This is a genomic window from Psychrobium sp. MM17-31, assembly GCF_022347785.1.
Classification (GTDB): Bacteria; Pseudomonadota; Gammaproteobacteria; order Enterobacterales; family Psychrobiaceae; genus Psychrobium.
The window spans coordinates 813,704-837,660 of sequence record NZ_JAKRGA010000001.1 but is presented as its reverse complement, the minus strand read 5'-3'; the positions used below and the strand labels follow the sequence as shown (position 1 = coordinate 837,660).

Genomic DNA, 23,957 nt, shown 5'->3' with positions numbered 1-23,957 from the left:
AAGCATGCTATTTCTCGCATTATGGGACGCTTTGCTGCGTCAGAAAGTGGCAGTGCAACCACAACGTTTATCAAGTGGTTTATCAAACAGTACAAAATAGATATGAGCGAAGCGCTGCATGAAGATCCTGAGCACTACAAAACGTTCAACGACTTCTTTACGCGCGAGCTAAAAGAGGGCTTACGTCCAATTTGTGATACCGACGTTGTATTACCTGTTGATGGTTGTGTTTCACAGCAAGGGCCAATGACAGCTGGCCGTATCATCCAAGCGAAAGGCCATGACTATTCTGCGTTTACTTTACTTGGTGGTGATAAAAATCGTGCTAAGCCTTTTGCCAATGGCCATTTCTCAACGATTTATCTTGCGCCAAAAGATTATCATCGCATTCACATGCCAATGGACGCTACCCTGCGCGAAATGGTCTATGTGCCGGGTGATCTATTCTCAGTAAATCCATTAACTGCCCAAAACGTACCGGGTTTATTCGCCCGTAATGAGCGCGTTGCAGCAATTTTTGACACTGAACACGGCCCAATGGCGATGGTGTTAGTTGGCGCGACTATTGTGGCGAGTATTGAAACGACATGGCACGGCACAGTAACGCCACCTTGTGGTCAACTTGATAGCTGGGAATATCCAGCGGATGGCGACAATGCAATCACCTTTAAGAAAGGTGATGAAATGGGGCGCTTTAAGCTAGGCTCTACCGTTGTGATGTTATTTGGCGACGATATGCTGAGTCATTTCGAAGAAGGACTAGAAGCTGGTACTGTCACTCGACTTGGTCAGCCAATGGCTCATTTAAACAAATAACCTGTTCTGAATCTCATGTCAGAGCAGACTAAGAGTCTTTTTCAACTTCACTTTGCCGTACTTCTATTTGGTGGTACGGCATTGTTTTCACATCTCTTGCCGTGGTCATCGGTTGATATAACATTATTTCGCACAGCCATTGCTGCCATTAGCCTAGCGTTGATGATTAAGTGGCAGGGGGACAATCTTAGCTTAAATTCAGCAACTGATTATAAAGTTGCAGCCTTACTTGGTGTGACGGTTTGCCTGCACTGGGTCACCTATTTTTACGGTTTGCAGCTCGCCGGTGTCGCAATTGGCATGTTGGCTTTCTTTTGTTATCCCGTTGTAACCGTGTTTTTAGAACCATTATTTTCAGGTGCTAAACCGCAGCAACGTGATGTCATTTGTGCCATTGTTGTATTTGTCGGCGTTTATTTATTAGTGCCTGAATTAACATTGCAAAATAATACGACACTTGGCGTGGTTTTTGGTGTGATTTCAGGTGTACTGTTTGCTATTCGCAATGTTCTTCATAAGCGCTATTTTAGCCAATATAAAGGCACGCAGGCGATGTTTTATCAAACGGCTGTCACCTCTGTGTTATTGCTCCCTTTTATGGATTACAACCCGCTGAATATGTCAGGCTTATGGGCTAATGGTCAGTTGGGTGAATTAGGGCTGTTATTGATATTAAGTGTTATTTTTACTGCTGCACCACATTCATTTCTCGCTAATTGCTTACGTCACCTATCTGCAAAAACCGCTGGCTTAATTTCTTGCATGCAACCGGTATATGGAGTTATTTTAGCTGCGTTGGTTTTAGGACAATGGCCTAGTACCACGGTTTATGTCGGCGGGTTATTAATTGTAATAGCCGCTGTATTAGAAACAGTACTGGTAACAAGGAATCGTCATGGATGATTTGAAAGATTTACTTATTGAACAAGAGCGGGCGTTAGTGGCACCGAATTCGAGACATGATGCAATGACCTTAAAGCAGTTAATAGACGTCGATTTTATTGAAGTTGGTGCTAGTGGACGTCGATTTGGTTTTGATGACGTTATCAACCGATTGCCAAACGAAGATCCGATGCGCTGTCAGCAGTTCGATTTTGAATGCCGATTAATGGCGCCAATTATTGCTCAGCTTTGCTATAGAGCAATTATTTATAGTGACAATGGCGAGTTGCATTCTCGCCGCACATCCATTTGGCGATTAGATCAAGAAGCTCAGCAGTGGAAGATGATCTATCATCAGGGTACAAATCAATAAATTGCCGAATAATCTGTTTGCGAATTTTTGTCAAATTCGTTAGTTTTGTAGTCCTTAAAACTTAGATTTAATTGTTAAACCATACGTAGTAACCAGCAATTGGTTTTGTGTTTTTCATATGTAATTTCAAACTTAAGGGATTATTCAATGAAACACCTATTTCTATTCATTTTTCTATGTACTCTCGTCGCCTGTGGTGATATCAGAGACGAAACATTACCCAAAAAAGATGACACAAGAGCTCAACAAAAAGAATTCAGGGATCGTGTCAATGCCGAATTAACCAATGAAGAATACAGTCTGCTTTCCGCATATATGAGACGTGAAAAGGACTATGTTGTTGGCACAACGGTAATACAAGCAATTGAGCTACAGAGAGAATATCTCGCAGAGCAAAAGCGTCTTAAAGAGGAAGCTCATCAAAAAGCACTCGCCATTTTCCGTGAGAAATCACAGCCAGTTATAGCCCAGTTAGAGCAATATAAGGCTGAGTTTTCCGATATTAACAGCGAGCAAGCTCTTGCAAAGTATTGGAAAGATAATATCGATATATCTCACCAATTCGTGCGCAACGAGGACAAAGGAAATGGACAGTTTCAGCAGTTTTATAAAGTTACTATTGTTAACAAGACAATATTTAACACCATAAATGGCTATTTTGAACTAAAGAGAAAAGATTCAAGCAGCTCATACATGGAGCATGCCTTTAGTATGGCTAACATGAAGAGAATCTCGGAGCATACTTTTGAGGATGTTCGTTCCATGGTTAATATCTACATGCGCTCGTCGAAAAAGATTGAACCACCAAAGCCGAGTGAAATTGTTCTCAATAGAATAACGATACAACCTGTATTTACTGGTGTTTTTGTTTCATATGACGAGTTAGTTCGATTCAAAAAGCGCATTCAAAGTCGTATTGAAGCCTTAAATAAGGCAGAAAGTGAGTTTATTGCCCATAAAATTGACGCGAATCGATTGGAGTATAAATTTGCTCAATATGGTGTAACAACTTGGTATGGCGGTACTAAAAAAGCTCAGAGAGATTGGGAAGTTAAACGCTATATGGAGAAAGGAAGGGAAAAGAAGAAAACACGACCGGAAGTTTTACCCGATTATCCATTGTAATAGGCATTTTCTGGCTGGCGATTTGAATGTCGCCGGCTATCAATTCTCTTTGTTGTCCATAAAACGCCCGCCTAAATTCAAGTCGAACTATTGCAAGCCGATAAAGAAATGTGTGAGTAGCACATAGAGCTGTTTATTCCAGCTGGTTTAGTTGTTATGTTGGAACTAATGAATTCTTGCTGAACTTTTTATTTGATAAAATCGTATAATGAGCGACGTTTAGAGTGCGATGTAAATGGAGTTATGCTGCTTAGTAAGAGTTACAAATATAATGTTGGAGCAATAAATGCAGAAATTTAAGAATATGCTATCCGTTTTGATAGCGATACTATTTGTCGAATCTATAGCGCTGTCTTTCGTATATGACACCTACTTAGCACTTTTTGTCATCGGTTTACCAACGGTTGTGGTGTCACTGTTTATTCTGAATCGACAACCGGAATCAGTGTTAGCACGTCACACTGTTGCGTTGGCGACCATGATATTTGCGTGTTTACATATACATCAAATGAATGGTTTGATTGAAATGCATTTCGAATTGTTTATTTTACTAGCATTTTTAATTGTGTTGCACGACTGGCGCGTCTATATCACGACATTGGTATTAGTCGGTGCGCATCACATGTCTTTCTATTTCATGCAGAGTAATGATGTTGGGGTATATGTCTTTAGTCAAGATCGGTTGATGTTTAGTAATGTACTAGTTCACGCTGTATATTTTGCTGTTGAATGTGTGGTTGCTGGTTATATTGCCAAAACACTGTATGACGAACAACTAGTTGGCAGTGAGTTATCTGTCGCTACGCAGCGTATTACAGGTCAGCAAAGTGAGATTGACTTAAGCGTCCGAGTAAATGCACAGGATAATGCCTTACTCAATAATTTTAATGGCTTGCTCTCGACGCTAGATCAAGTGATAAGCGACCTTAAGCAGCAAACCGTTGCCTTTTCTAATGATGCTCAAAACTTGGTGTCAGCCCGCAATGAGCTGAAAAACTCTTCCGATATCAAACAAGATCAAACAAACTCTATTGCAGCTTCTGCTGAAGAAATGGCTGTTACTGTGACTTCGATAGCGCAAGACACCAGTGTATTAAGTCAGTCGGTGGAAACCGCAAATGATAAGACGACTGCGGCCACTCAGCAGATATTGAGCGTACATCAAAAAAATAATCAGTTGGCGGAGCAATTACGTCAAACTGGTGACGATATCGCCCAGCTGACGGAATCTAGTGCCAGTATTTCGAATGTGTTAACTGAAATTACCGGAATTGCAGAGCAAACTAATCTCCTAGCGTTAAACGCGGCCATCGAGGCGGCGCGAGCTGGTGAACAAGGTCGTGGCTTCGCGGTAGTAGCCGATGAAGTTCGTGCGCTGGCTAATCGCACCAAAGAAAGCACCAACAAGGTCGATGAAACCCTTGCTCGTCTAGAGAATTATTCGCAACGCTCAACCCAGTCGATGGCAAGCTCTATTGAAGTGGTAGAAGAGATATTATCTATTGCAGAGCAAGCGAAAGACTTCGTTGAAGAAGCATCACAATTAGTATCTGAATCTAGTGGTCTTGCAATTAATGTTGCCAGCGCTGTTGAAGAGCAATCGGCAACCACTAAAGAAATTGCCACTAGCTCAGAAGGATTGCGCCATTGTGTCAACGAGGATATTGATAAGGTTAATGTTGTGTCCGGCGCAGCTGAAAGTATTGATAGTGCAGTTGAGAAAATGCGAGTGAGTATTGCCAACTTCAAGTAATAAAACGCCAAGTTATTTTTATTGGATTGTCGGTATTTGGTTGGTTTGGGTAGTGACTGGCTTTATTTATTTAGTCAGTCAGCGCTTGGTTGAATTCGACCCAAACCAGCAATTACTGACAGCGACACCTCAAGAAATTGTTGCCCAATTTGCCAATCAAACGGGCAGTGGGCAACGTATCTATCATCTGATTGACCAAGAGTGCCACTGCACTAGCTTACTGACCGAACATCGTCAGCAAATCAACAAGATTGCAAAAAAGGATGGCTTTGAGATCATTGATGTCGATATTAATCGCAATGAAATCGCAGCTCTTGTTCCGGCAACGCCAGCCATTGTGATTGTCGATAAAAACGATGAGCTTCTCTATGTTGGTCCTTATGCGACTGGCCTTGACTGCTCAGCCGACAATAGCCTGATCGATGTTGTCCTCGATAATTACCGCCAGGGCTTTTCGGCGCCAACCATTATCAATGACGCCAAAGGCTGTTATTGCGCTCGCTAAAACAGCTTGAGCTTGTTAGAACAGCCCAAAGAAATCATCGAATACGGATTTACGCGCTTTCTTGTCGTTTTTCGGTTTTTCTACAGCTTGATTATCACAGCCGCCAGTAGTTAAAGTCGCTTCCATCACTGGTACTGCAATAATATTAGCGCAAGATTTGTTACTTACCGCACCGGTGACGGCATTGAAATATCCTGTGGCAATGCTGGCTGGGTTACCCAGTGGCAGTGAAACCCCTCCGCGCTTTTTGACAAAGTCGCTATACACGGTGAGTGCACCTGTACTGCCTGTTAGGCCAATAGGCTTGTTGTCATCACGCCCCAGCCAAACTACCGTAGCCTCGTTATTATCAAAGCCCGCGTACCAGCTATCACGTAAATCATCGGTAGTACCAGTTTTTCCCGCCAGTGACAGGCCTTTGTTTTTCCAACGCAGCGACTTGGCTGTGCCTTTAGTGGTGACCTTATTCATGGCGTAACGCGTTAAAAAACTGACCTGTGGTGTAATGGCTTGAACAGGAAGGTTTTCATACGCATAGAAAGTTTCTTCCTCTTGCGTGGTAATAGCGAGCACCGCATGCAGCTTTTTCTGCTCGCCGTTGTTGGCCAGCGTTTGATACAGCTGAGTCACTTGCCAAGGGCTGGTTTCAATAGCACCAAGCAACATTGATGGACGCAGTTTATATTCTTTGTCCCAGCCTGCACGCTCAAGGGTATGTGAGACTGTGTCTAAACCTAAATCCATACCAAGGTTTACCATCGGTATGTTATAGGAGTGGGTGAGGCTGTCGAGGATATTGGCGTGACCACGAAACTTCTTGTCGTAGTTAAGCGGTTTCCATACTTCGCCTTCGTTGTTAGTGAGGCTAATGGCTTTATCTTCAAGTTGCGTGGCAAGGTTGTATTGCCCGATGTTTTCTAATGCACTAGCGACAATAAATGGCTTAATCAACGAGCCTATCGGACGCTGAGCATTAAGGGCGCGATTAAATCCTGCATAGTTAGCATTTTTACCTTCGACGACAGCTTTGATTTGACCGCTTCGATAGTTGGTAACGACGATTGCGCCCTCTAACTTATTTGTTTTGCTAGATTTTTCTAATGTTTTGACCCGTTCACTCAGGCTCTGCTGCGCAAAACGCTGGGCGCTACTATCAAGGGTGGTATAGATAGAAATCCCTGAGGTACTGGAGAAATCTTGGGTAAATCGTGTCGCTAATTCTCTTTTCACAAGCGACATAAAACCGTGAAATTGACCGTGTTTAGCAACGCTACTCTTTAGCCCTAGCGGCGCTTTGGCAGCTCGCTTGTAGTCATTGTCGCTAATGAAGTTATTATTGACCATTTGGCGCAATATAAAATCACGGCGCTCCAATGCGCGCTCTGGGTAGCGAGTCGGGCTGTAATAACTTGGGCCTTTAATGATAGCGACGAGTAATGCAATTTGCTCTGGCGTTAGCTCATCGATAGGACGAGCAAAGTAAAACTCACTTGCCAGTCCAAAACCGTTGACACTCAATGGGCCATTTTGCCCTAAGAAAACTTCATTGAGATAAATTTCTAACAGCTCATCTTTAGAGTATTTCAGTTCAATAAGCAGTGAGTAAAGGGCTTCATTGGCTTTGCGCAGTAAGGAGCGTTCACGAGTTAAAAAGACGTTTTTAACCAGTTGCTGGGTGAGAGTGGAACCACCTTGAACTGTGCGACCTGCTTTGATATTCGCCACTAGTGCACGCAAGATTGATAGCGGTGCAATGCCTTGATGCTGATAAAAGTTACGATCTTCAATATGCAGTAAGGTTGCAACTAGCAGCTCTGGAATTTGCTCACGCGGCACAAAAATACGGTCTTCTTTACTGGAATTGCTGATGCGTTTTAGCAATTTAGGCTCAATGTTAAATTGCGCCAAGGATTTACGAGTCGCAAGGTCGGTCATCGATTGCAAGTAGTTGCCTTTGAACTTCATCATCACCCGCTGCTGCGGATAGGTCGCGTCGATGTAAGAAAAGGCGCGGCGATTGATGTCGATCTTAGTTTTGGAAATCGAATATTCACCCGGTGATGTTGGATTGCTCACTCGGCGATAATTTAGCTGCTCTAATTCATTAATCACCTGATTGCGAGCTATGCGCTGACGCGGCGTTAGCGTTAAAGACTGGGCATAAACTTTAGCGGGAATTTGCCAATGATCTGATGAGAATTTACGGTCGATTTTACTGTCGAGATAAATGGCATAAGCCCCTAGTACCACAATGCCAACAAAGGTGAGTTTGGCAAAAAAGTGCATGGTTTTTCTGAGCCAAGTACGAGGCGGTTTACTATTCGATGTATTCTTTTTTGACTTGGATTTTGCAGCCACTAATCAATTCTCAAAAATCTATTTAATCAACTGGCTTAAGTGTACTGCGAGGGGCTTAAATAGCAATAATTATCCCGTTATTTCTGACGCTTATAGTGCGCGAGCCACTAGACCGGGCAGGGTAACAAGTCCACGATCTTTACTGGAAATTTCGCCATTGCCATTAACGAAGTAATAGCTTGGGTAGGCATCCACTCGCCATTGTTGTTTTATGTGGTGATCGCCAAGTAATATTTGGTGTTCAAATTCATGCTCTTGTTTAAATGTTTCAACTTGCTCTCTGGTTTCCCAATCCAAGGCCACCATTATGATTTTTACATTGGGTTTTACTTGTTGAAATGAACTTAACGACGGTTGGCTTAGCGCACAGACGGTGCACCAAGGCGCAAAAAAGTAAACCAAGGTAGGCTCATTTTCGCTAAACGCTAAATCATTAGATTTGTCAGTTAAGTGCAATGGTGACAAATGTTGGTTGACGATTAACTTGGGGGCGGGAGTTTTAGTCGCCAACATGTTGCGAGACAGAAATAATGATACTGCGATAAAGCAAACAACAATAACAAGTAGCTGGGCAAAACTCTTAAGCCAGCGCTGCGTAGAAGAGGTTGTTGGTTGCTTATTAGTGGTCATAAAATTGCAGTTAAATAGTCAAAGTAAGCAGGCATGCTATGGAGTTGATGATGGAAAATCAAGCGTTTTTGGCCGTCACGAGTTTTCCTTCAATTTCAATTAAAAATTGTACAAAAAACGAAATTTGTGTGATCTTCGACATATTTAGTTGAGAACGATTTACATCTTAAAATTAAAAAGTATACTGCACAGTGTAGTTTTGGGGTTGGAGTAATTTTATCCCAAACTGTTCCCATTTTTTATCAATCTCCAGTGGATTTATTATGACGACTAATCGCTTATTCAGTAGGTTCAAATCAACATCTTTCGCCAAAGGCGCGTTAGTGATGAGTGTTATCGCTGCGATGGCTGGCTGTGAGCAGAAAAATGATCAAGCACCAGCAGGTGGAATGCCGCCTGCTGCTGTGGCTATCATGGAAATGCAAACACGTTCAGTGCCATTTAGCATTGAATTGCCAGCAACTTTATCTGGTGCCAAAGAGGTAGAAGTTCGCGCTCAGGTTTCAGGTATCCTGCAAACCCGTAACTTCAGTGAAGGTGACAAGGTAACGGCGGGACAATCGTTATTTAGCCTTGATGCAAAAACTTATGCGGTAGAAGTAGATCAAAGTAAAGCGGCACTTAACGCGGCCAATACTCGTTTAGAGCAAGCACAACGTGAAGTGAAACGCTTAAAACCCCTGCGTGCTAAAAACTCGGTATCACAACGCGAGTTAGACAATGCTATTTCAACCTTGGATATCAGCATTGCCGATGTTAAATCAGCAGAAGCTCGTTTAGACCAAGCGCAGCTGCGTCTTGATTATTCAAAGGTGACTTCACCAGTAAATGGCATCGCGGGTCGTGAATTAGTTTCTGAAGGGACTTATGTTTCAGGTCCTGAGGTACTACTAACACAGCTAACGCAAATCGATCCAATTCGTGTGCGCTTTGGTTTGTCTGAGCGTGAGCAGTTAGAAATGCGTAATGATGCCGCATCAGGTGCACTGACGCTGCCAGAAGGTGGCCACTGGAAAACTAAAATCAAATTGTTTGATGGCTCATTCCATCCACAAGAAGGCGAAGTTAACTTCAGCGATATTCGTATCAATAGCTTAACGGGTACTAGTGAGTTGCAAGCGATTGTACCAAACTCTGATTTTTCACTGCGTCCAGGTCAGTTTGTTCGCGTCGTACTTGAAGGTGCTATTCGCGAAAATGCCTATGTTGTGCCACAACGCGCGGTATTAGATAACGGCCTTGGCAAGTTTGTTTATGTGATGGCTAAAAATGAGCAAGGTATGGACGTTGCACTACCTGCACCAGTGGTTGTTGGTGAATGGGTACAAGAGCAACAAGGCGACACTATCACCAATGGTTGGATTATTCGTAGCGGTTTAAAAACTGGCGATAAGGTGATTGTTGATGGCATGGCGCGTATCTTCTTCCCTGGCATGCCTGTGCGTTTAGTTGATGCTGCGCAAGCTGCGCAATAGAGAGGAAGTTATATGTTTTCTCGTTATTTTATCGATAGACCCATATTCGCCTTTGTAATATCTATATTTATTATCTTGGCGGGTTTGGCGGCGATGCGCAGTTTGTCCATCGCACAATATCCAGAGATGTCGCCACCTGTAGTACAGGTAACTGCGGTATATCCGGGCGCGTCGGCAGAAGTGCTGGAGCAAACGGTGGCTACGCCACTTGAGAACGCCATTACTGGTGTTGAAGGCATGATGTATATGTCATCAACCTCAACCAGTGCGGGTGCGACTACTATCACGGTAACCTTTGAAATTGGTACCGACCCTGATCAAGCCTCGGTAAACGTCAATAATCGTGTTAAACAAGTTGAAGCGCGCTTGCCAGAAGAAACTCGCCGTCAAGGTGTGGTAGTGGCTAAAGGCTCGTCGAACTTCTTACACGTTCATGCATTCTATTCCCCTGATGATACTCGTGATGCACTCTGGACCTCTAATTACGTTACCTTAAACGTGTTAGATAAAATCAAGCGTATTCCTGGGACAACCAGCGTACAAATCTTCGGTGCTAAAGACTACGCGATGCGTATTTGGCTTCGCCCAGATGTGATGAGTCAGTTAGGTGTCACCGTTGATGAAATCAGCAACGCCGTGCGCGAGCAAAACTCGCAGTATGCTGCTGGTCGCATCGGTGCTACACCAACCTCAACCACGCCACAATCGCTGGTTTACAGTGTTAAAGTGCAAGGTCGTTTATCGTCGGCCGAAGAGTTTGAAAACATCATTATTCGTTCGAATAGCGATGGTAGCTCACTGCGCCTTAAAGATATTGCGCGTGTAGAGTTGGGTTCAAAAGACTATGATTTTGACGGTCGTATCAACGGTAAAGAAGCTGTTCTACTTGGTATCTTCTTACAACCTGGAGCTAATGCGCTTGATGTTGCCGATGAAGTTAATGCCACTATCGCAGAATTAGAAACACGTTTCCCACAAGGTTTAAAGCACTCGTTGCCGTATGACACGACGCGCTTTGTTAAAGTATCGATTCGCGAAGTTGTTAAAACCCTTGCTGAAGCGATGATCTTGGTATTTATCGTAGTATTCGTATTCCTTCAGAACTGGCGCGCTACCTTGATCCCAATCTTGGCAGTACCAGTATCTTTATTAGGTACCTTCGCTGGTCTGTACATGCTGGATTACTCCATCAACAGCTTGACCCTGTTTGGTATGGTGCTCTCGATAGGTATTGTGGTAGATGATGCCATCGTAGTGCTGGAAAACGTTGAACGTATTATGCACGAAGAGGGTAAAAACGTGCGTGATGCAGCCATTAAGGCGATGAAAGAAGTAAGTGGTCCTGTTGTCGCTATCGTATTAGTACTGTGTTCGGTATTCGTTCCTATCGCCTTCTTGGGCGGCTTAACTGGTGAGCTATTTAGACAGTTCGCGATTACTATTTCTATCGCAGTAAGTTTATCTGGCGTGGTTGCTTTAACCATGACACCGGCGTTATGTGTGATGGTACTGAAACACGAAGACAAGAAAGCTAACGTATTTTTCGATGCCTTTAATCGCTTGTTCCAACGCATTACCGGATATTACGTCAATGGCGTAAGCTTCTTCCTACGTCGCGGTTTAGTGGCGTTGGTATTAGTTGGTGGCATGATTGCGATTACCGCCAATATGTGGATGAAAACACCGGGTTCATTGGTGCCTGAAGAAGATCAAGGCTTCTACATTTCAGCAGTATTCCTCCCTGATGGCGCGTCACTAGAGCGTACTCAAAAGGTTGTTGATGAAGTAGTCGCGGCTATTCAGTCTAATCCTGCCAACGAAAACGTAGTGTCATTCACGGGCTTTGATTTCCTAGGTGGCGGTTACAAAAATAACGCGGCAACGCTGTTTGTTACCCAAAGTCACTGGGATGACCGTGAAGTTAGCGTACAACAGCTAGTTGGCGAGTTATTTATGAAAACCGCCAATATCAAAGAAGCCTTGGTGTTAGCCTTTAACCCGCCTGCAATTCCAGGTTTGGGTAATACTGGTGGTTTTGAATTTTACATTCAAAATCGCGGTGAAGGTGGTGTTGAAAAGCTTAAGCAAAGCATGCAAGCCGTGATGGGCGCTGCGCAGCAAAGTCCAATTTTAGCTGGTGTACAAACACTATGGCGTTCAGACACGCCGCAGCTGAAAGTAGAACTTGATCGCGAACAAGCGCGTGCGATGGGGGTTCCTATTAACCAAGCGTTTAACGCGTTGGCGGGAACCTTAGGTACATACTATCTCAATGACTTCAACAAGTTTGGTCGTACATGGCAGGTACTTATGTCGGCTGAGCCAGAGTTTCGCATGCAGCCTAAAGATATCGCCCGTGTTTATGTGAAAAGTAACAGCGGCGAAATGGTGCCAATCTCGGCCTTTGCCAACATCGAGTACAGCAGTGGTCCTGATAGTCTAGATCGCTATAACAACCTGTCGGCGGTTAAACTGCTGGGTAATGCGGCACCGGGCTACAGCTCTGGTCAAGCCATTGCCGAAATCGAGCGTATCGCGGCGCAAGTATTGCCATCAGATATGAGTTTCGAGTGGACGGGTACTGCTTATCAAGAAAAACGTAGCTCAGGCTCTACTGGTCTTGCCCTTGGTATGGCGGTAATCATGGTGTTCTTGATCCTTGCTGCACTTTACGAGCGCTGGTCATTACCATTGTCGGTATTATTGGCATTGCCATTTGGTATCTTCGGTGCGCTAGTGTCGGTATGGATCGCAGGTTTAACAAACGATGTTTACTTCCAAATCGGTCTAGTGACCTTGTTAGGTCTGGCGAGTAAGAACGCTATCTTAATCGTGGAATACGCCTTGATGAAGAAGCAAGAAGGCTGGAGTACTGGCGCTTCGGCATTAGAAGCTGCCCGTCTGCGCTTTAGACCAATTGTTATGACATCTTTAGCCTTTATCTTGGGGGTTGTACCGCTAGCATTAAGTACTGGTGCAGGCGCTGGCGCCCGCCACAGTGTAGGTACTGGTGTTATGGGAGGCATGATTGCCGCGACATTCCTTGCTGTCTTCTTCGTGCCACTGTTCTACTACTGGCTAACAGATCGCAAGATGTCAGACAAACGCTCTAAAGCCGAAGTGACGGCTGAGATCAAAGAGCATCACGAACGTGAATTAGCCGAAGAAAAAGCAGCGAACAGCTAGCTTTATTCTTAGATAACAAAAGCCCCGATAGTAATTACTATCGGGGCTTTTTTAGTTTGAGGCTTAGCTTAATACACCGACCAATCGATATGAGAAGACAGAAGTTTTAAGGCTTCTATGCCAACGTAAGAATTACCAGTTTTATTTAGGGCGGGCGACCATACGCAGATGGATAACACGCCGGGTACGATGGCGATTATGCCGCCGCCAACGCCGCTCTTGCCGGGAAAGCCTACTTCAAAAGCGAATTTACCTGCTTCATCGTACAAGCCGCTGGTGGCCATTAGCGCGTTAATTTGTCTTGCTTGTTGCTCTGGGAGAATACGTTTGTTGCTAAATACACATTGGCCTTTGTTGGCGAGATAGCTAAAGGATTTGGCTAAATCGACACAAGACATCTTGATGGCACAAGTCGAGAAGTAGTTCATCAGTACATCTTCGACTTCGTTGTTAAAGTTGCCAAAAGACTTCATTAAATAAGCAGCAGCCGCATTGCGAGCGCGGTGATCATACTCCGATTGCGCGACCTTGCTGTCGATCTGAATTTCAGGATTGGCGGCCAATGTTCTGACAAAGTTTTTAATCGCAAGGCTCGGTGTGGCGTAGCTCGATTCAATCATATCTGCGACGACCAAGGCTCCCGCATTAATAAAAGGATTACGCGGCAGTCCTTGCTCTTGCTCAAGCTGAATTAGCGAATTAAATGGTAGCCCCGACGGCTCCATTCCCACCCGTTGCCATACTTTATTACCTAAGTTTTGCATAGCAAGCGTTAGGCTATAGACCTTTGAAATACTTTGAATTGAAAACGGCGTTTGCGCGTCACCAACACTGTGAACATTGCCTTGAATATCGCAAATAGTGATACCAAATTGATTGGCATCGACTTCGGCAAGCGCTGGAATATATTGCGCAACTTCACCACGGCCGAGTTGAAGCGCTGCTTGTTGGTAAATACTTTCAAGTAATTCGTTAATGGACATCTAGGTAATTCACTTGATAACTGCTTAGGGCGGCGGATTATCAGTGATTAATTGGGGATTTTCAATACAAAAAAGCCGAGTCGTGGAGACTCGGCTGAGCGAACTGCCATGGTTAATACAAAGTGTATTAAACCGTGCTCTAAGACGTTAACAACAAGCGCAATTACGCTTGTGTTTGTGCATTTGGCCAATACCTGGATTAAAGCTATTGGTGGGATCTAGGCTGCGGTAGAAATTTTGTAAACCATCTTCCGCTTTATAAAGGTGACCGACGTTATGCTCCGCCGGGTATTTAGCGCCGCGAGAATCTAGCAGTGCCAGCATGGCCTTTTTAACTGCTTTGGCATTTGCGCCTTTTTTAAGGACGTAATCTTGATGGAATACATAGCAGAAGAAGTGACCGTAATAGAGGCTCTTTTCGATTTGGCTACTGATTTCTTTCGGTAATTGTTCTATCCAGTTGATATCGTTACGGCGCAGTGCAATATCTAGCGCTAAGATATCGCCAAGCTTATCGGCGTGTAGCGTTTGATAGCGAATAGCGGCTCCGGCAGCGGCAAAGCGTTGGAGATAAGCTTTACTTGCTTCGCTTTGATCGCAAACAAAGTAATCACCTTCATGATCGTTAAAGAAGTCTTGCAGAAATGCTTTTGCTTCGTCGATACCCTCATCGCTCATTTTTAAAATAAGGTGATGCTCATACTGGTCGCGATATTCCATCATGCGATCTGGCAGGTGGGCTGGAAATAGCTTGCTGGCAAATTGCATCACGCGATCGGTTAAATATTTTGGCACTATTGGCCACTTGTTTAATGTGGCGTCGATGCGACCTTTAAGCGCAAACAGCTTTGGTAGGCGATCTGTGCCTAAACGCTCGATGCTGATAAAAGTGTCTTTGCCATATTTTTCCGCAATGTCGAAACAATCGCGATGCAGATATTCACCAACTTCTGGTAAATTTTTAAAGCTCGATAGCATTTGGCGGCGCAGTTGAGTCAGTGTTTGCTCACTGTTAGTGCCTATGTAAAAAGTCTGCTCTTGTTTGGCGACTTCAAAGGTGTCTAAACGCACCGCAAAAACCGCGATTTTACCGGCACAACCACTGGCTTCATACAAGCGAGAGGTATCAGCGTTAAAGCGCGATGGGGTGTCGGCATCAACGTCGCGTAGTTTGTCTTGATAATCTGATGCGCTGGCTTTTTCTTTTGTCACCAGCGAGTCGAGTTTAAAGTTCTCGCTTTCGAGATTAGCGAGGATTTCTTCGGGAGAATCACCCAGCTCAATACCTAGGTGATTGACAAGCTTTAGCTCACCTTGGGCATTGACCCAAGCGTATAGCGAAAGCTCAGTATAGGCGGGGCCACGCTTAACTAGCGCGCCACCTGAGTTATTTGCTATGCCGCCAACAATAGACGCGCCTAAACACGATGAGCCAATCACCGAATGCGGCGCGCGATTAAGCGGCCTTAAGGTTTTTTCTAGCGTGTGTAGTGTGGTGCCGGGAAAGCTCACCACTTGCTCGCCATCGCCAAGCACCAATAGCTTGTTCATGGCGAGAGTATTGATGACGACAATCTCGCGATCGTACTCGTCACCGCTTGGCGTCGAGCCCTCGGTTAAGCCCGTGTTAGCTGCTTGCATAATCATGATGCAATCGTTGCTGACACAAACTTCGAGGACGCGCCAAAACTCCACTAAGTTATGAGGAAATACTACCGCCAACGCACTGCCACCACCCGAGCGCCACCCTGTGCGATAGTGCTCATTCTTCTTGGCGTTGGTGGTAACGCGATCGTTATCCAACACCTCAACTAATTGACTGATGACTTGTGCGTTGTTCATATCGTCCTCATATTATTACAGCTACGGTAATAACTATGTAATTCTTTATAGCTAAGATTATTAGCTGATTTTCAGCGCGGCCATTCCCGCTATTTATCGCCTTAAATTAGAAATTGACCAATACAAAAATCAGGGATGATTTTTGAGTATTTGCCGCAGGGATGCGGATCAAATACGTTATTGAATAGGCAATTTATCATTTAAGATCAAGCGATAAAATTCGGGTCGCCTTTCTTTTGGTTACTTTTCTTTGGCGACGCAAAGAAAAGTAACTGGTGTGCTATCGCTGTACTCAAAATTTCCGAATAGCTCGATAAGCACACCAAACGATTCACTATTGCTAATTAATTCGACAACGGAATCATCACTTTTTATTAAGCAAGCGGATCGCTAATACCTAATCCATAGATAGCAAACAAGGTAATTGAGCCTGCCACCAACACGTAGTAAATCGTTGGTAAGATAGTTTTTCTTAAAGTTGCACCTTCTTGGCCCAATAGACCAACGGTAGCACTTGCTGCAACCACGTTGTGGATTGCAATCATGTTACCAGCCGCTGCACCTACTGCCTGTGCTGCAATGATGATTGCTGGTGATAAACTTAATGCTGTTGCTGCTTCAAATTGGAATTGGCTAAACATCATGTTCGATACCGTATTAGAACCAGCGATGAAAGCACCTAACGCGCCGATTGCTGGACTAATTAGCGGGAATGCACTACCGAATGCATCAGCAAACATTTGCGCAGCAGCCATTGGCATACTCGGTAAATCAGCAAGGTTAACGCCTGAGTTAATGAATAGACGCACCATTGGAATGGTGAAAATCAGCACGAAACCAGCACTTAAAATGGTTTTGGTCGACTCACTTACTGCGCTGGTAAATACCTTGCCGCGTTGACCTGACTGACCTTGTAATAACAAAGCAACCAATGCACTGATAATAAGCAAACCACCCGGTAAATACAGTGGACTAAAGGCTACGTTGACGCCTACTTCACCCAAGATATCTGTCGCACCAACTTTGATGCCAGCAAGGAATGCTTTGAAGTCGCCAAATACGCGAGAGCATACCAGTAATAGCGCAACGATTAAGTAAGGAATCCAAGCGACAAACGGTGACATCTTGGCGTTGCCAGTCGCAACGTCTGTTTTGATTTCAAGTTTACCTAACCAGTTTGCTGGCCATAGCGATTTGTCTTCGAAATCCCACGCTGCTTTTGGCGTTAAGAAGCCGCGTTTAGCCGCTGTAACCACAATGGCCATGCTCACTAAACCACCGATAAGCGATGGAAATTCTGGGCCTAAGAAAATGCCAGTTAGCGCGTAAGGAATGGTGAAAGCTAGACCAGCGAATAGTGCGAATGGCAAGATTTCTAATCCTTCTTTCCAGCTGCGGTTTGCGCCGAAGAAGCGGGTTAGCATCATTACCATAAACAGCGGCATCACAGTTCCCACGATGGCGTGGATGATGGCAACATCTGCAGTGATTAATTGTAAGTATTGCTCCCAAGTCCAACCTTGACTAGCAAGGCTGGCTTCAATCGCCGTTGTGTCTAAGCCTTTGTTTACACCGATAACTATTGGTGTACCAACTGCGCCGAACGATACTGGTGTTGATTGAATCATCATACCCATAAGTACCGCAGCAACAGCTGGGAAACCAATAGCGACTAGTAAAGGCGCAGCAATAGCGGCTGGCGTACCAAAGCCAGAAGCACCTTCGATAAAGGTACCGAAACACCAAGCTATAACGATGGCTTGGATACGGCGATCTGGTGAAACGTTAGTAAAGCCTTGGCGAATCACTTGAATAGCACCTGTGTGTTTTAAGGTGTTGAGCAAGAAAATTGCGCCAAATACAATCCACAATACCGACGCCGTAATGCCTAAGCCTTGTAATACAGAGGCAATAACGCGGTTTGTTGACATGTCCCACACTAAAATAGCGAGGGCGGCGGTGGCTGCCAAAACAACTGGCATGGCTTTTTTAGCAGGCCAGTGCAGGCCAACTAATAATAAGGCTGCCAGTGCGATAGGCACTAGGGCTAACAAGCCTAGGGTTAATTCGTTCATAATCGGGACTCCTAATTATGTTTATATTTTTATTTATGATCCGATTTGGGGATGTAGTCTTCCTATTTTCACGATATGAAACGACGCTTAGTTTTTATATTTCCTAACTGGTTAAGTCGTCATCTACATTCGCATTACTTTTATTGAGTTTACTCAGCAAAAGTTTTAGCAATTTACAATTAACTCAACTATTGATATATATTGATGAAAGAGATTCTCTTTTTCTTTTTTTGACATAATAAAGGTGTGAGATGCTAAAGGCCGATGATGTGTTTTTGTTCGTTCAAGTGGTGGAAGAAGGATCTTTCTCTAAAGTTGCCAATAAGTTAGACATAACCAATTCCGTTGTTAGTAAACGAATTGGTCGCCTAGAGGAGGCTTTGAACGTGCAATTGCTTTATCGCACCACACGAAAACTTAGCCTCACTGATGCTGGTCGGGCCTTATATGGCAAGGCAAGATTGGCAAAACAGGCCCTACAAGATGCCCAAGATGCGGTGAACGGTTATAGCGATACCATGCGCGGCAAAATCAAAGTGACAGCGCCTGCGGTGTCGTCTCACGTGCTGGTGAGTGATGCCATTGCGGCGTTTTGTCAGCAATATCCCGAAGTTGAGGTTGAATTGGTGGTTAGTAATCGCGTGATGAATATTCTCGATGAGGGTTATGATTTAGCAATTCGTACCGCTTATTTGGAAGATTCATCGCTTATTGCCCGTCGTTTGATTAATTCCGATTGGGTGATTTGCGCCAGTCCTGCCTATCTCAATAAGCACGGTATTGCTAGCCATCCTAGTGAGCTAGAACAACACGATTGCTTGCTTTATAAATATGAAGGGCAGGGGGCTGAAACTTGGCGTTTTGTTGAGGATGACGCTGAATTTAACATGCAGGTGAAGGGGCGCGTTTACTCTAATAATCTAGATTCATTGCGACGCTCAGCGCTTGCTGGCGTAGGCATCGCCTATTTGCCAAGAGTCCTAGTGTGTGGTGATTTAGACAACGGTCGATTAGTTTCTATTTTAAATAACTATGTTGGTAAAAAGCTTGGTGTATATGCGGTCTATCCCCGTTCGCGTCAGCCGGATAAAAAGCTTAATTTGTTGGTGGAGCACTTACGAGAGAGCTTTCAAAATAAGAAAGAGATGTTTTATTAAAGAGGTTAGTTTAGGAAAACAAAGGCGTGTCGAGAGCTACACGCCTTTTTTATCAGCTAAGTTTGATTAGAACTTAAACTTCGCCGACAACTGCAAGTAGTTTGAATCGATAGATTCAATACCTTCATCATCAATGGCGTAGTTACCAAACTCGGCGCCAACATCTAAGTGACTGTTAACACTATTGATTAAGTTAACTGCCCAATGGCTACGTTTGCGCTCTAGCACATCAGTTTCAGCTGCGCCGTAATAAGCGGTGCTGCGCAGCGTATCATTCCAGTAATGGCGATAAGCCACGGTGAACGCTTTGCTGCTTTCAACCACAGTTTTATCGGTGCGAGGATTAGTTACGATATCTGCTGTCATACCCGCTGATACGTAGCGACCTGCATCACCACCTGTGTATTGGAAACGAATGTCATCTTTACCAACCGTTTTGATCTTTGCTGCAACGTTATAAGCAACGCCAGTTTCATCAAGACCACCTTGATCAATTTTACGCACTAACGCGCCAACCGATACCATGCCCCAATCAGCTTTGTGATTGTAACGAGCGATTAAATCAGGCGTGCTTTCATCACTATCGGCTTGTGTACCAGTAAGACCAACGGCACTTGCTGGGCTACCTACATCGCCGTCGCCATTTGTTTCTGGGTTTTCAATAGCGAACTGCCAGTTACCAGTGGTGTAGCGTACTTGAACTTGACGGTTAAATACTTCACCGACGTGAGGACCACCAAAATCTAGTGCTTCAGGTAGTGCGTGTAATGGCATGAAAGTCGACCATGTTTGACCAAGTTTCCAGTTTTTGTAGTCGATAAAGAAGTGACGTAAGCGTGGGTTTGAAGAGTTACTTACCACTTCATTACCGCCGCCGCCAAAAAAGTCCATCTCAACGAAACCAATGATATCGCCGTGTTGAACTTTTACGTTGATGCGTGACTCTTTTACACTCATGCCAGTGTGAGAGGTATCTACTGCTTGACCACCTGGGAAGTTTGCAACCCAGTAATCTTGGTAAGCAATATCACCTGATACGTGGCGAACGTCTAACTTGGCGTAACCGCCAATAGAGACCTTGGTTTGTTGATCGCCGTTTTTGATGTTGAGGATTTCAACCGCTGTTGCATTTAGACTTAGACCCGCTAAACAGGCACCTACAAGGAGGCTTTTCTTTGTGTTACTCATCAGTTTTCCTTTGTTGTTTTAATAATGACTGAGGGAGTAGCCTAAGAACTAATCTAAATGTAATAAATGGATATAAAGGGAAAGACTTTTTCTTTTATTGGGGTAATAGTGTGGCTTTATAAAGTATTTCTTGCAGTTTTGTTATTGTCTTTGAGATGATGATTGGAAGCCATTATATTAAGTATATTAGTATGTTAAGAAACAAATACTTTTCTTTAACACTTGTCGTTATCACCAGCTTTTTGATATGCAGCTGCTCGCAAATAAAAACAGATGTATTTGCTATACAAAATGCAACTCTGCTATCGCCGCTTGAAAGCTTTAGCAACGAGCAAACGATTTCTTTTGGCCCGTTAGGGGCTAAAACCATTCCTATAAGAGTGCATCGATTAGTTGAAAGTCAAAATGGCTGGGTAGTAGGAGTTCGTCGACATTATAGAAATGCTTGGCTTGGGACTCAGCAAAGATATGTAACCAAACTTACATTGTCTTTTTCAGAAAAGCCCTTGTCTGGTAAAGAGTATGATTTAGCTAAAGACAGAGATAAAGTTAGAGTTATTTACTCTTCAATTAATCCGCAATATGTCGAAGGCTGCGCTGCCGAAGCGAGTTTTGGAAGTGTTCACTTTAAATGGCTGTCTAAAACTCAGTTCACCGTAGATGTGAATGGAGCATTTGATATGAAACATGGAATGTTTTGCAGAGCAGAATTGATTAATGAAGTCTTTCAAGGAGAAGTGATTTCATTTGACCAATTAACACCTTGGTTGGGTGTTGCTAATGAACTAGATTCTTTCGAAGGAATGCATCAGGAGCTACTTCGAGAGTAGTTTTAAAAATTTCACAACAGTTACTTATAGGTATTCATGACATTTTTACAAATAGCCAGAATTGCGGAAAACGAAAATAGAGCGACGTTAGCGTTTGAATCTTATTTAGCTGCAATGTTGAATAATGAAAAGCTAGAGCTCGATGATTATGTTAATTTTTCTTTTCTGGCATTTTTAATTCAAGATTGTGGTTTTGTCACAGAACACGAGGTACCTCAGTCCATTATTGATGTATCTTGGAATTGGATTTTTGATGCATTGAAAGAGTGTGAGTATATATTTGGCAAAACTGTATTAGTCGAATTTATCCGAAAATTTTACAAATCTATTCTCGAAAGTGTATGTGTTGAATCGAGTGAATGGGAGTATTTTTCTAGTTTAGGGATTAAAGAAGCTGCTTTATACCTTGAGAAGGAGAAGGTGAATAATGAGTTCACCTCTGATTTATGGCCGAGTAACACTTTTAGGACGAGATACTTTTGTTCTCTACTAGTTAATATTGATGTTTAGGTTTCTAATGTTGATTGTATGAAGAAATTCTTTGGAAATAGTTTTTAATTTGAACAGATAATGATTAAACGAAAGTTATTTAGTTATTTGAGTGTGTTGTTATCAATCTCGTTGATTTATTTGATATTTTTATGCTTGTTAGATCTGGTCTTTGTTGTGGGAATGCAGCAGAAAGTTGGGTGGCTCAATTATCTCTCGTTAATGATTTTTACACTTCCTGTGTTACTCGTTGTATGTATCTATAAGCGAGCAACTAAATCAATTTTTATCATGCTGATTACTTTTATTTTGGGTAGTGTTGTTGCCTATCTAGAATTTATGTGGATCGCGATTGAGTTTCATACCTTGATAGGAGGACAGGTTTAAAAGTGGCTTATTAACTTAAATGCGAATTTGAATTTCTTGAATGCATTTAAAGGAACATATTTTAATGGCAATTAAAAAGAAAAGGTTATTAACATATATAACTATTGAACTTATTGTATTAATAGTTCTAGTTTATTTATTCGCACCACAGTCTTTTTGCGATGTAGAAAGAGAAGTTGACTCACACTTATTATGTTTTACGAATTAACTTAAAGGTTTGAGCAGCGATAACGATGATTATTTTTAGGGACACAGAGATGGATTTAGAGTATTCGATAAGAGCAGTGACGATCAAAATTATCGCGTGGTTGTAAATGAAATTTATTTTAAGTATTAGTGTAGCTATGTTTTTAGGAGTTGGCTCAGTGCTATTGTTTTCAGACCTGAAAACCGACACAGTTAAAATAACTGGTGAAGATTTTAAAGCAATATTGATTGCTAATAATTACTTGGCTAGCAGAGCTAATTTGACTGAAAGTGAGATAAAAACACCAATGCCACAAGTCATGTTTCTGGAAAATTACTATGTTAAAGTTTCCCATAAAAATGGGAAGGTTTATGTTCATTATTTTGATAAACGCGAAGATATATCTGGAGGCGATATCACGTTAACAATTGATATGAAAAAAAATACGGTATCTTCAATAGTCGATCATAAATAATTTCGAGGTTTTATGAAGTATTTAAGTGGAGTGGGGACGGTTGTTTTTTTATGCTTTATTTTGGTGGTTGGATATGGTATTTCGCAAGATAACTCGAATCTTAAAGAAGGTTATATCGATGGTCGAGCACTAAAAGTTTTGATCTATTCATATCCAATGATAAATAGCTATTTTAAACATGATTTATTTACTGGAGAAAGTTTTGCCGTTGTTGATCAAAGAGAGTTAAGTGATTTTGATATATCCATTACAATTCGTTCAAATACAGCTAAGTTAATTTATTTAGAGCGTTCTAGTACTGTGGAATCAATAAATTTTCAAACGACTCTATCAATAACTGATGGGGTTATAAAACACGGTGAACTTAATAAACTCAATTTAGTTGATGAGTAATATAAAGTATGTTGTGGATTTCGTTAGTATTGAAAGAGAAGACTTGTCACTAATAATAAAAGAGTAACCATTAAAATATACTCTATATAAAGCGGCGACTCGTATCCCGGCTTAATGGTTGTCCCTCCGAAAAATAGCTATCATTAGTGGAAAAATAAGAGCTTGTGGTTGTGCAAAATAAACTGACTTTATTTATTGGACTTGTGTTTAGTGCCTTAATGCTGGGCTGTAAACAAGTTGATACTGATATTTTTGTTGTTCACGGTGTAGAACTCTCATCTCCTTTTGAAAGTTATGAAACTGATGGGGTAGCCTCTTATGACGCTAAAGGTTCTGAAACCATTTCTATAAAAGTTCATCGTCTTGCTAAAAGTAATGATGGATGGATTATAGGCGTTCGTCGCCATATCAGGGATAGTTGGTCCGGAACATCGCAACGGCATGTTATGAAGTTGACATTATATTTTTCTGAGAAACCTTCGGGGGAATATATATTGTCACTTAGTAATCCTAAAGTAAGAGCTATTTATTCAGCTATAGATTCATCATATGTTGCTGGATGTACAGCAGAAGCTAGTTTCGGTAAACTCTATGTTGAATGGGAGTCTGAAACAAAATTTGTAGTTCATGTACATGCAGCGTTTGACACTAAATATGATTCGTTGTGTACACCAGCAGTTGTAAATGAAATGTTTCAAGGTGAAATGATTTCATTTGATGAGCTTACTCCTTGGTTAGGCGTTCCTAATAAACTTGAATCTCTTGAAGGATTAGTTGAAGAGCTTCGTTGAGAATAGTCAGGATTAGCCTTGATATTCATTTTGACTTCAGCCTCGATTACAATCGAG

Annotated in this window: 20 protein-coding genes; 14 read left to right on the top strand and 6 right to left on the bottom strand. The window is 42.8% G+C overall.

The features are described from left to right. The first annotated feature begins 21 nt into the window (after positions 1-21). The 6 genes from asd to MHM98_RS03610 all read left to right on the top strand — a co-directional run bounded on the left by asd (position 22) and on the right by MHM98_RS03610 (position 5,454). Positions 22-816 (top strand): archaetidylserine decarboxylase, encoded by a 795-nt coding sequence (gene asd, locus MHM98_RS03635; protein WP_239438060.1) that lies wholly within the window; start codon positions 22-24, stop codon positions 814-816. A gap of 15 nt (positions 817-831) precedes the next feature. Further along, positions 832-1,719: a DMT family transporter gene (locus MHM98_RS03630; RefSeq protein WP_239437883.1), complete on the top strand. Its 888-nt coding sequence runs from the start codon at positions 832-834 to the stop codon at positions 1,717-1,719. Next, positions 1,712-2,071 (top strand): DUF4440 domain-containing protein, encoded by a 360-nt coding sequence (locus tag MHM98_RS03625; protein ID WP_239437882.1) that lies wholly within the window; start codon positions 1,712-1,714, stop codon positions 2,069-2,071. The genes MHM98_RS03630 and MHM98_RS03625 overlap by 8 nt, the downstream gene beginning before the upstream one ends. A 147-nt stretch (positions 2,072-2,218) precedes the next feature. Continuing rightward, positions 2,219-3,196: a hypothetical protein gene (locus MHM98_RS03620; RefSeq protein ID WP_239437880.1), complete on the top strand. Its 978-nt coding sequence runs from the start codon at positions 2,219-2,221 to the stop codon at positions 3,194-3,196. A gap of 286 nt (positions 3,197-3,482) precedes the next feature. Continuing rightward, positions 3,483-4,949, top strand: a complete 1,467-nt coding sequence (locus MHM98_RS03615) for a methyl-accepting chemotaxis protein (protein WP_239437879.1) — start codon at positions 3,483-3,485, stop codon at positions 4,947-4,949. Next, positions 4,933-5,454, top strand: coding sequence for a DUF6436 domain-containing protein (locus tag MHM98_RS03610; RefSeq protein ID WP_239437877.1), 522 nt, complete (start codon positions 4,933-4,935; stop codon positions 5,452-5,454). Before MHM98_RS03615 ends, MHM98_RS03610 begins: the two co-directional genes overlap by 17 nt. A gap of 15 nt (positions 5,455-5,469) precedes the next feature. Here MHM98_RS03610 and mrcB read toward each other — a convergent pair whose 3' ends face one another. Together mrcB and MHM98_RS03600 are read right to left on the bottom strand one after the other, a co-directional pair. After that, positions 5,470-7,740 (bottom strand): penicillin-binding protein 1B, encoded by a 2,271-nt coding sequence (gene mrcB, locus MHM98_RS03605; protein ID WP_239437876.1) that lies wholly within the window; start codon positions 7,738-7,740, stop codon positions 5,470-5,472. Between the two features lie 162 nt (positions 7,741-7,902). Beyond that, entirely contained in the window at positions 7,903-8,442 is a 540-nt protein-coding gene (locus MHM98_RS03600) for a thioredoxin-like domain-containing protein (protein ID WP_239437875.1), read from the bottom strand. A gap of 263 nt (positions 8,443-8,705) precedes the next feature. Here MHM98_RS03600 and MHM98_RS03595 point away from each other — a divergent pair, with 263 nt between their 5' ends. Next, on the top strand, positions 8,706-9,917 hold the full coding sequence (locus MHM98_RS03595) for an efflux RND transporter periplasmic adaptor subunit (protein WP_239437874.1): 1,212 nt from the start codon (positions 8,706-8,708) through the stop codon (positions 9,915-9,917). 12 nt (positions 9,918-9,929) lie between these two features. Then, positions 9,930-13,103 (top strand): efflux RND transporter permease subunit, encoded by a 3,174-nt coding sequence (locus MHM98_RS03590; protein ID WP_239437873.1) that lies wholly within the window; start codon positions 9,930-9,932, stop codon positions 13,101-13,103. A gap of 68 nt (positions 13,104-13,171) precedes the next feature. Here the strand turns inward: MHM98_RS03590 and glsB are convergent, their stop codons facing one another. From glsB to MHM98_RS03575, 3 genes are all read right to left on the bottom strand, one after another. Further along, on the bottom strand, positions 13,172-14,086 hold the full coding sequence (gene glsB, locus MHM98_RS03585) for a glutaminase B (RefSeq protein ID WP_239437872.1): 915 nt from the start codon (positions 14,084-14,086) through the stop codon (positions 13,172-13,174). A 147-nt stretch (positions 14,087-14,233) separates the two neighbouring features. Then, the gene (gene dld, locus MHM98_RS03580; RefSeq protein WP_239437871.1) at positions 14,234-15,928 is read right to left on the bottom strand and encodes a D-lactate dehydrogenase; all 1,695 of its coding nucleotides are present in this window, start codon (positions 15,926-15,928) and stop codon (positions 14,234-14,236) included. A gap of 374 nt (positions 15,929-16,302) precedes the next feature. Further along, positions 16,303-18,003, bottom strand: coding sequence for an L-lactate permease (locus tag MHM98_RS03575; RefSeq protein WP_239437870.1), 1,701 nt, complete (start codon positions 18,001-18,003; stop codon positions 16,303-16,305). Positions 18,004-18,254: 251 nt separating this feature from the next. Here MHM98_RS03575 and MHM98_RS03570 point away from each other — a divergent pair, with 251 nt between their 5' ends. Beyond that, positions 18,255-19,160: a LysR family transcriptional regulator gene (locus MHM98_RS03570; RefSeq protein WP_239437869.1), complete on the top strand. Its 906-nt coding sequence runs from the start codon at positions 18,255-18,257 to the stop codon at positions 19,158-19,160. Between the two features lie 66 nt (positions 19,161-19,226). Here the strand turns inward: MHM98_RS03570 and MHM98_RS03565 are convergent, their stop codons facing one another. Beyond that, complete coding sequence (locus tag MHM98_RS03565) at positions 19,227-20,348, bottom strand: DcaP family trimeric outer membrane transporter (protein ID WP_239437867.1); 1,122 nt, start codon at positions 20,346-20,348, stop codon at positions 19,227-19,229. Positions 20,349-20,539: 191 nt separating this feature from the next. On the opposite strand from MHM98_RS03565, the gene MHM98_RS03560 reads away from it, so the two are divergent. From MHM98_RS03560 to MHM98_RS03540, 5 genes are all read left to right on the top strand, one after another. After that, positions 20,540-21,178: a hypothetical protein gene (locus MHM98_RS03560; protein ID WP_239437866.1), complete on the top strand. Its 639-nt coding sequence runs from the start codon at positions 20,540-20,542 to the stop codon at positions 21,176-21,178. Positions 21,179-21,214: 36 nt separating this feature from the next. Further along, positions 21,215-21,688, top strand: a complete 474-nt coding sequence (locus tag MHM98_RS03555; protein WP_239437865.1) for a hypothetical protein — start codon at positions 21,215-21,217, stop codon at positions 21,686-21,688. Positions 21,689-22,368: 680 nt separating this feature from the next. Then, positions 22,369-22,716 carry a hypothetical protein gene (locus MHM98_RS03550; protein ID WP_239437864.1) on the top strand — a complete coding sequence of 116 codons (348 nt, stop codon included), beginning with the start codon at positions 22,369-22,371 and terminating at the stop codon, positions 22,714-22,716. Between the two features lie 12 nt (positions 22,717-22,728). Beyond that, positions 22,729-23,109 carry a hypothetical protein gene (locus MHM98_RS03545; RefSeq protein WP_239437863.1) on the top strand — a complete coding sequence of 127 codons (381 nt, stop codon included), beginning with the start codon at positions 22,729-22,731 and terminating at the stop codon, positions 23,107-23,109. 170 nt (positions 23,110-23,279) lie between these two features. Further along, complete coding sequence (locus MHM98_RS03540; protein ID WP_239437862.1) at positions 23,280-23,900, top strand: hypothetical protein; 621 nt, start codon at positions 23,280-23,282, stop codon at positions 23,898-23,900. Positions 23,901-23,957: the final 57 nt, after the last annotated feature.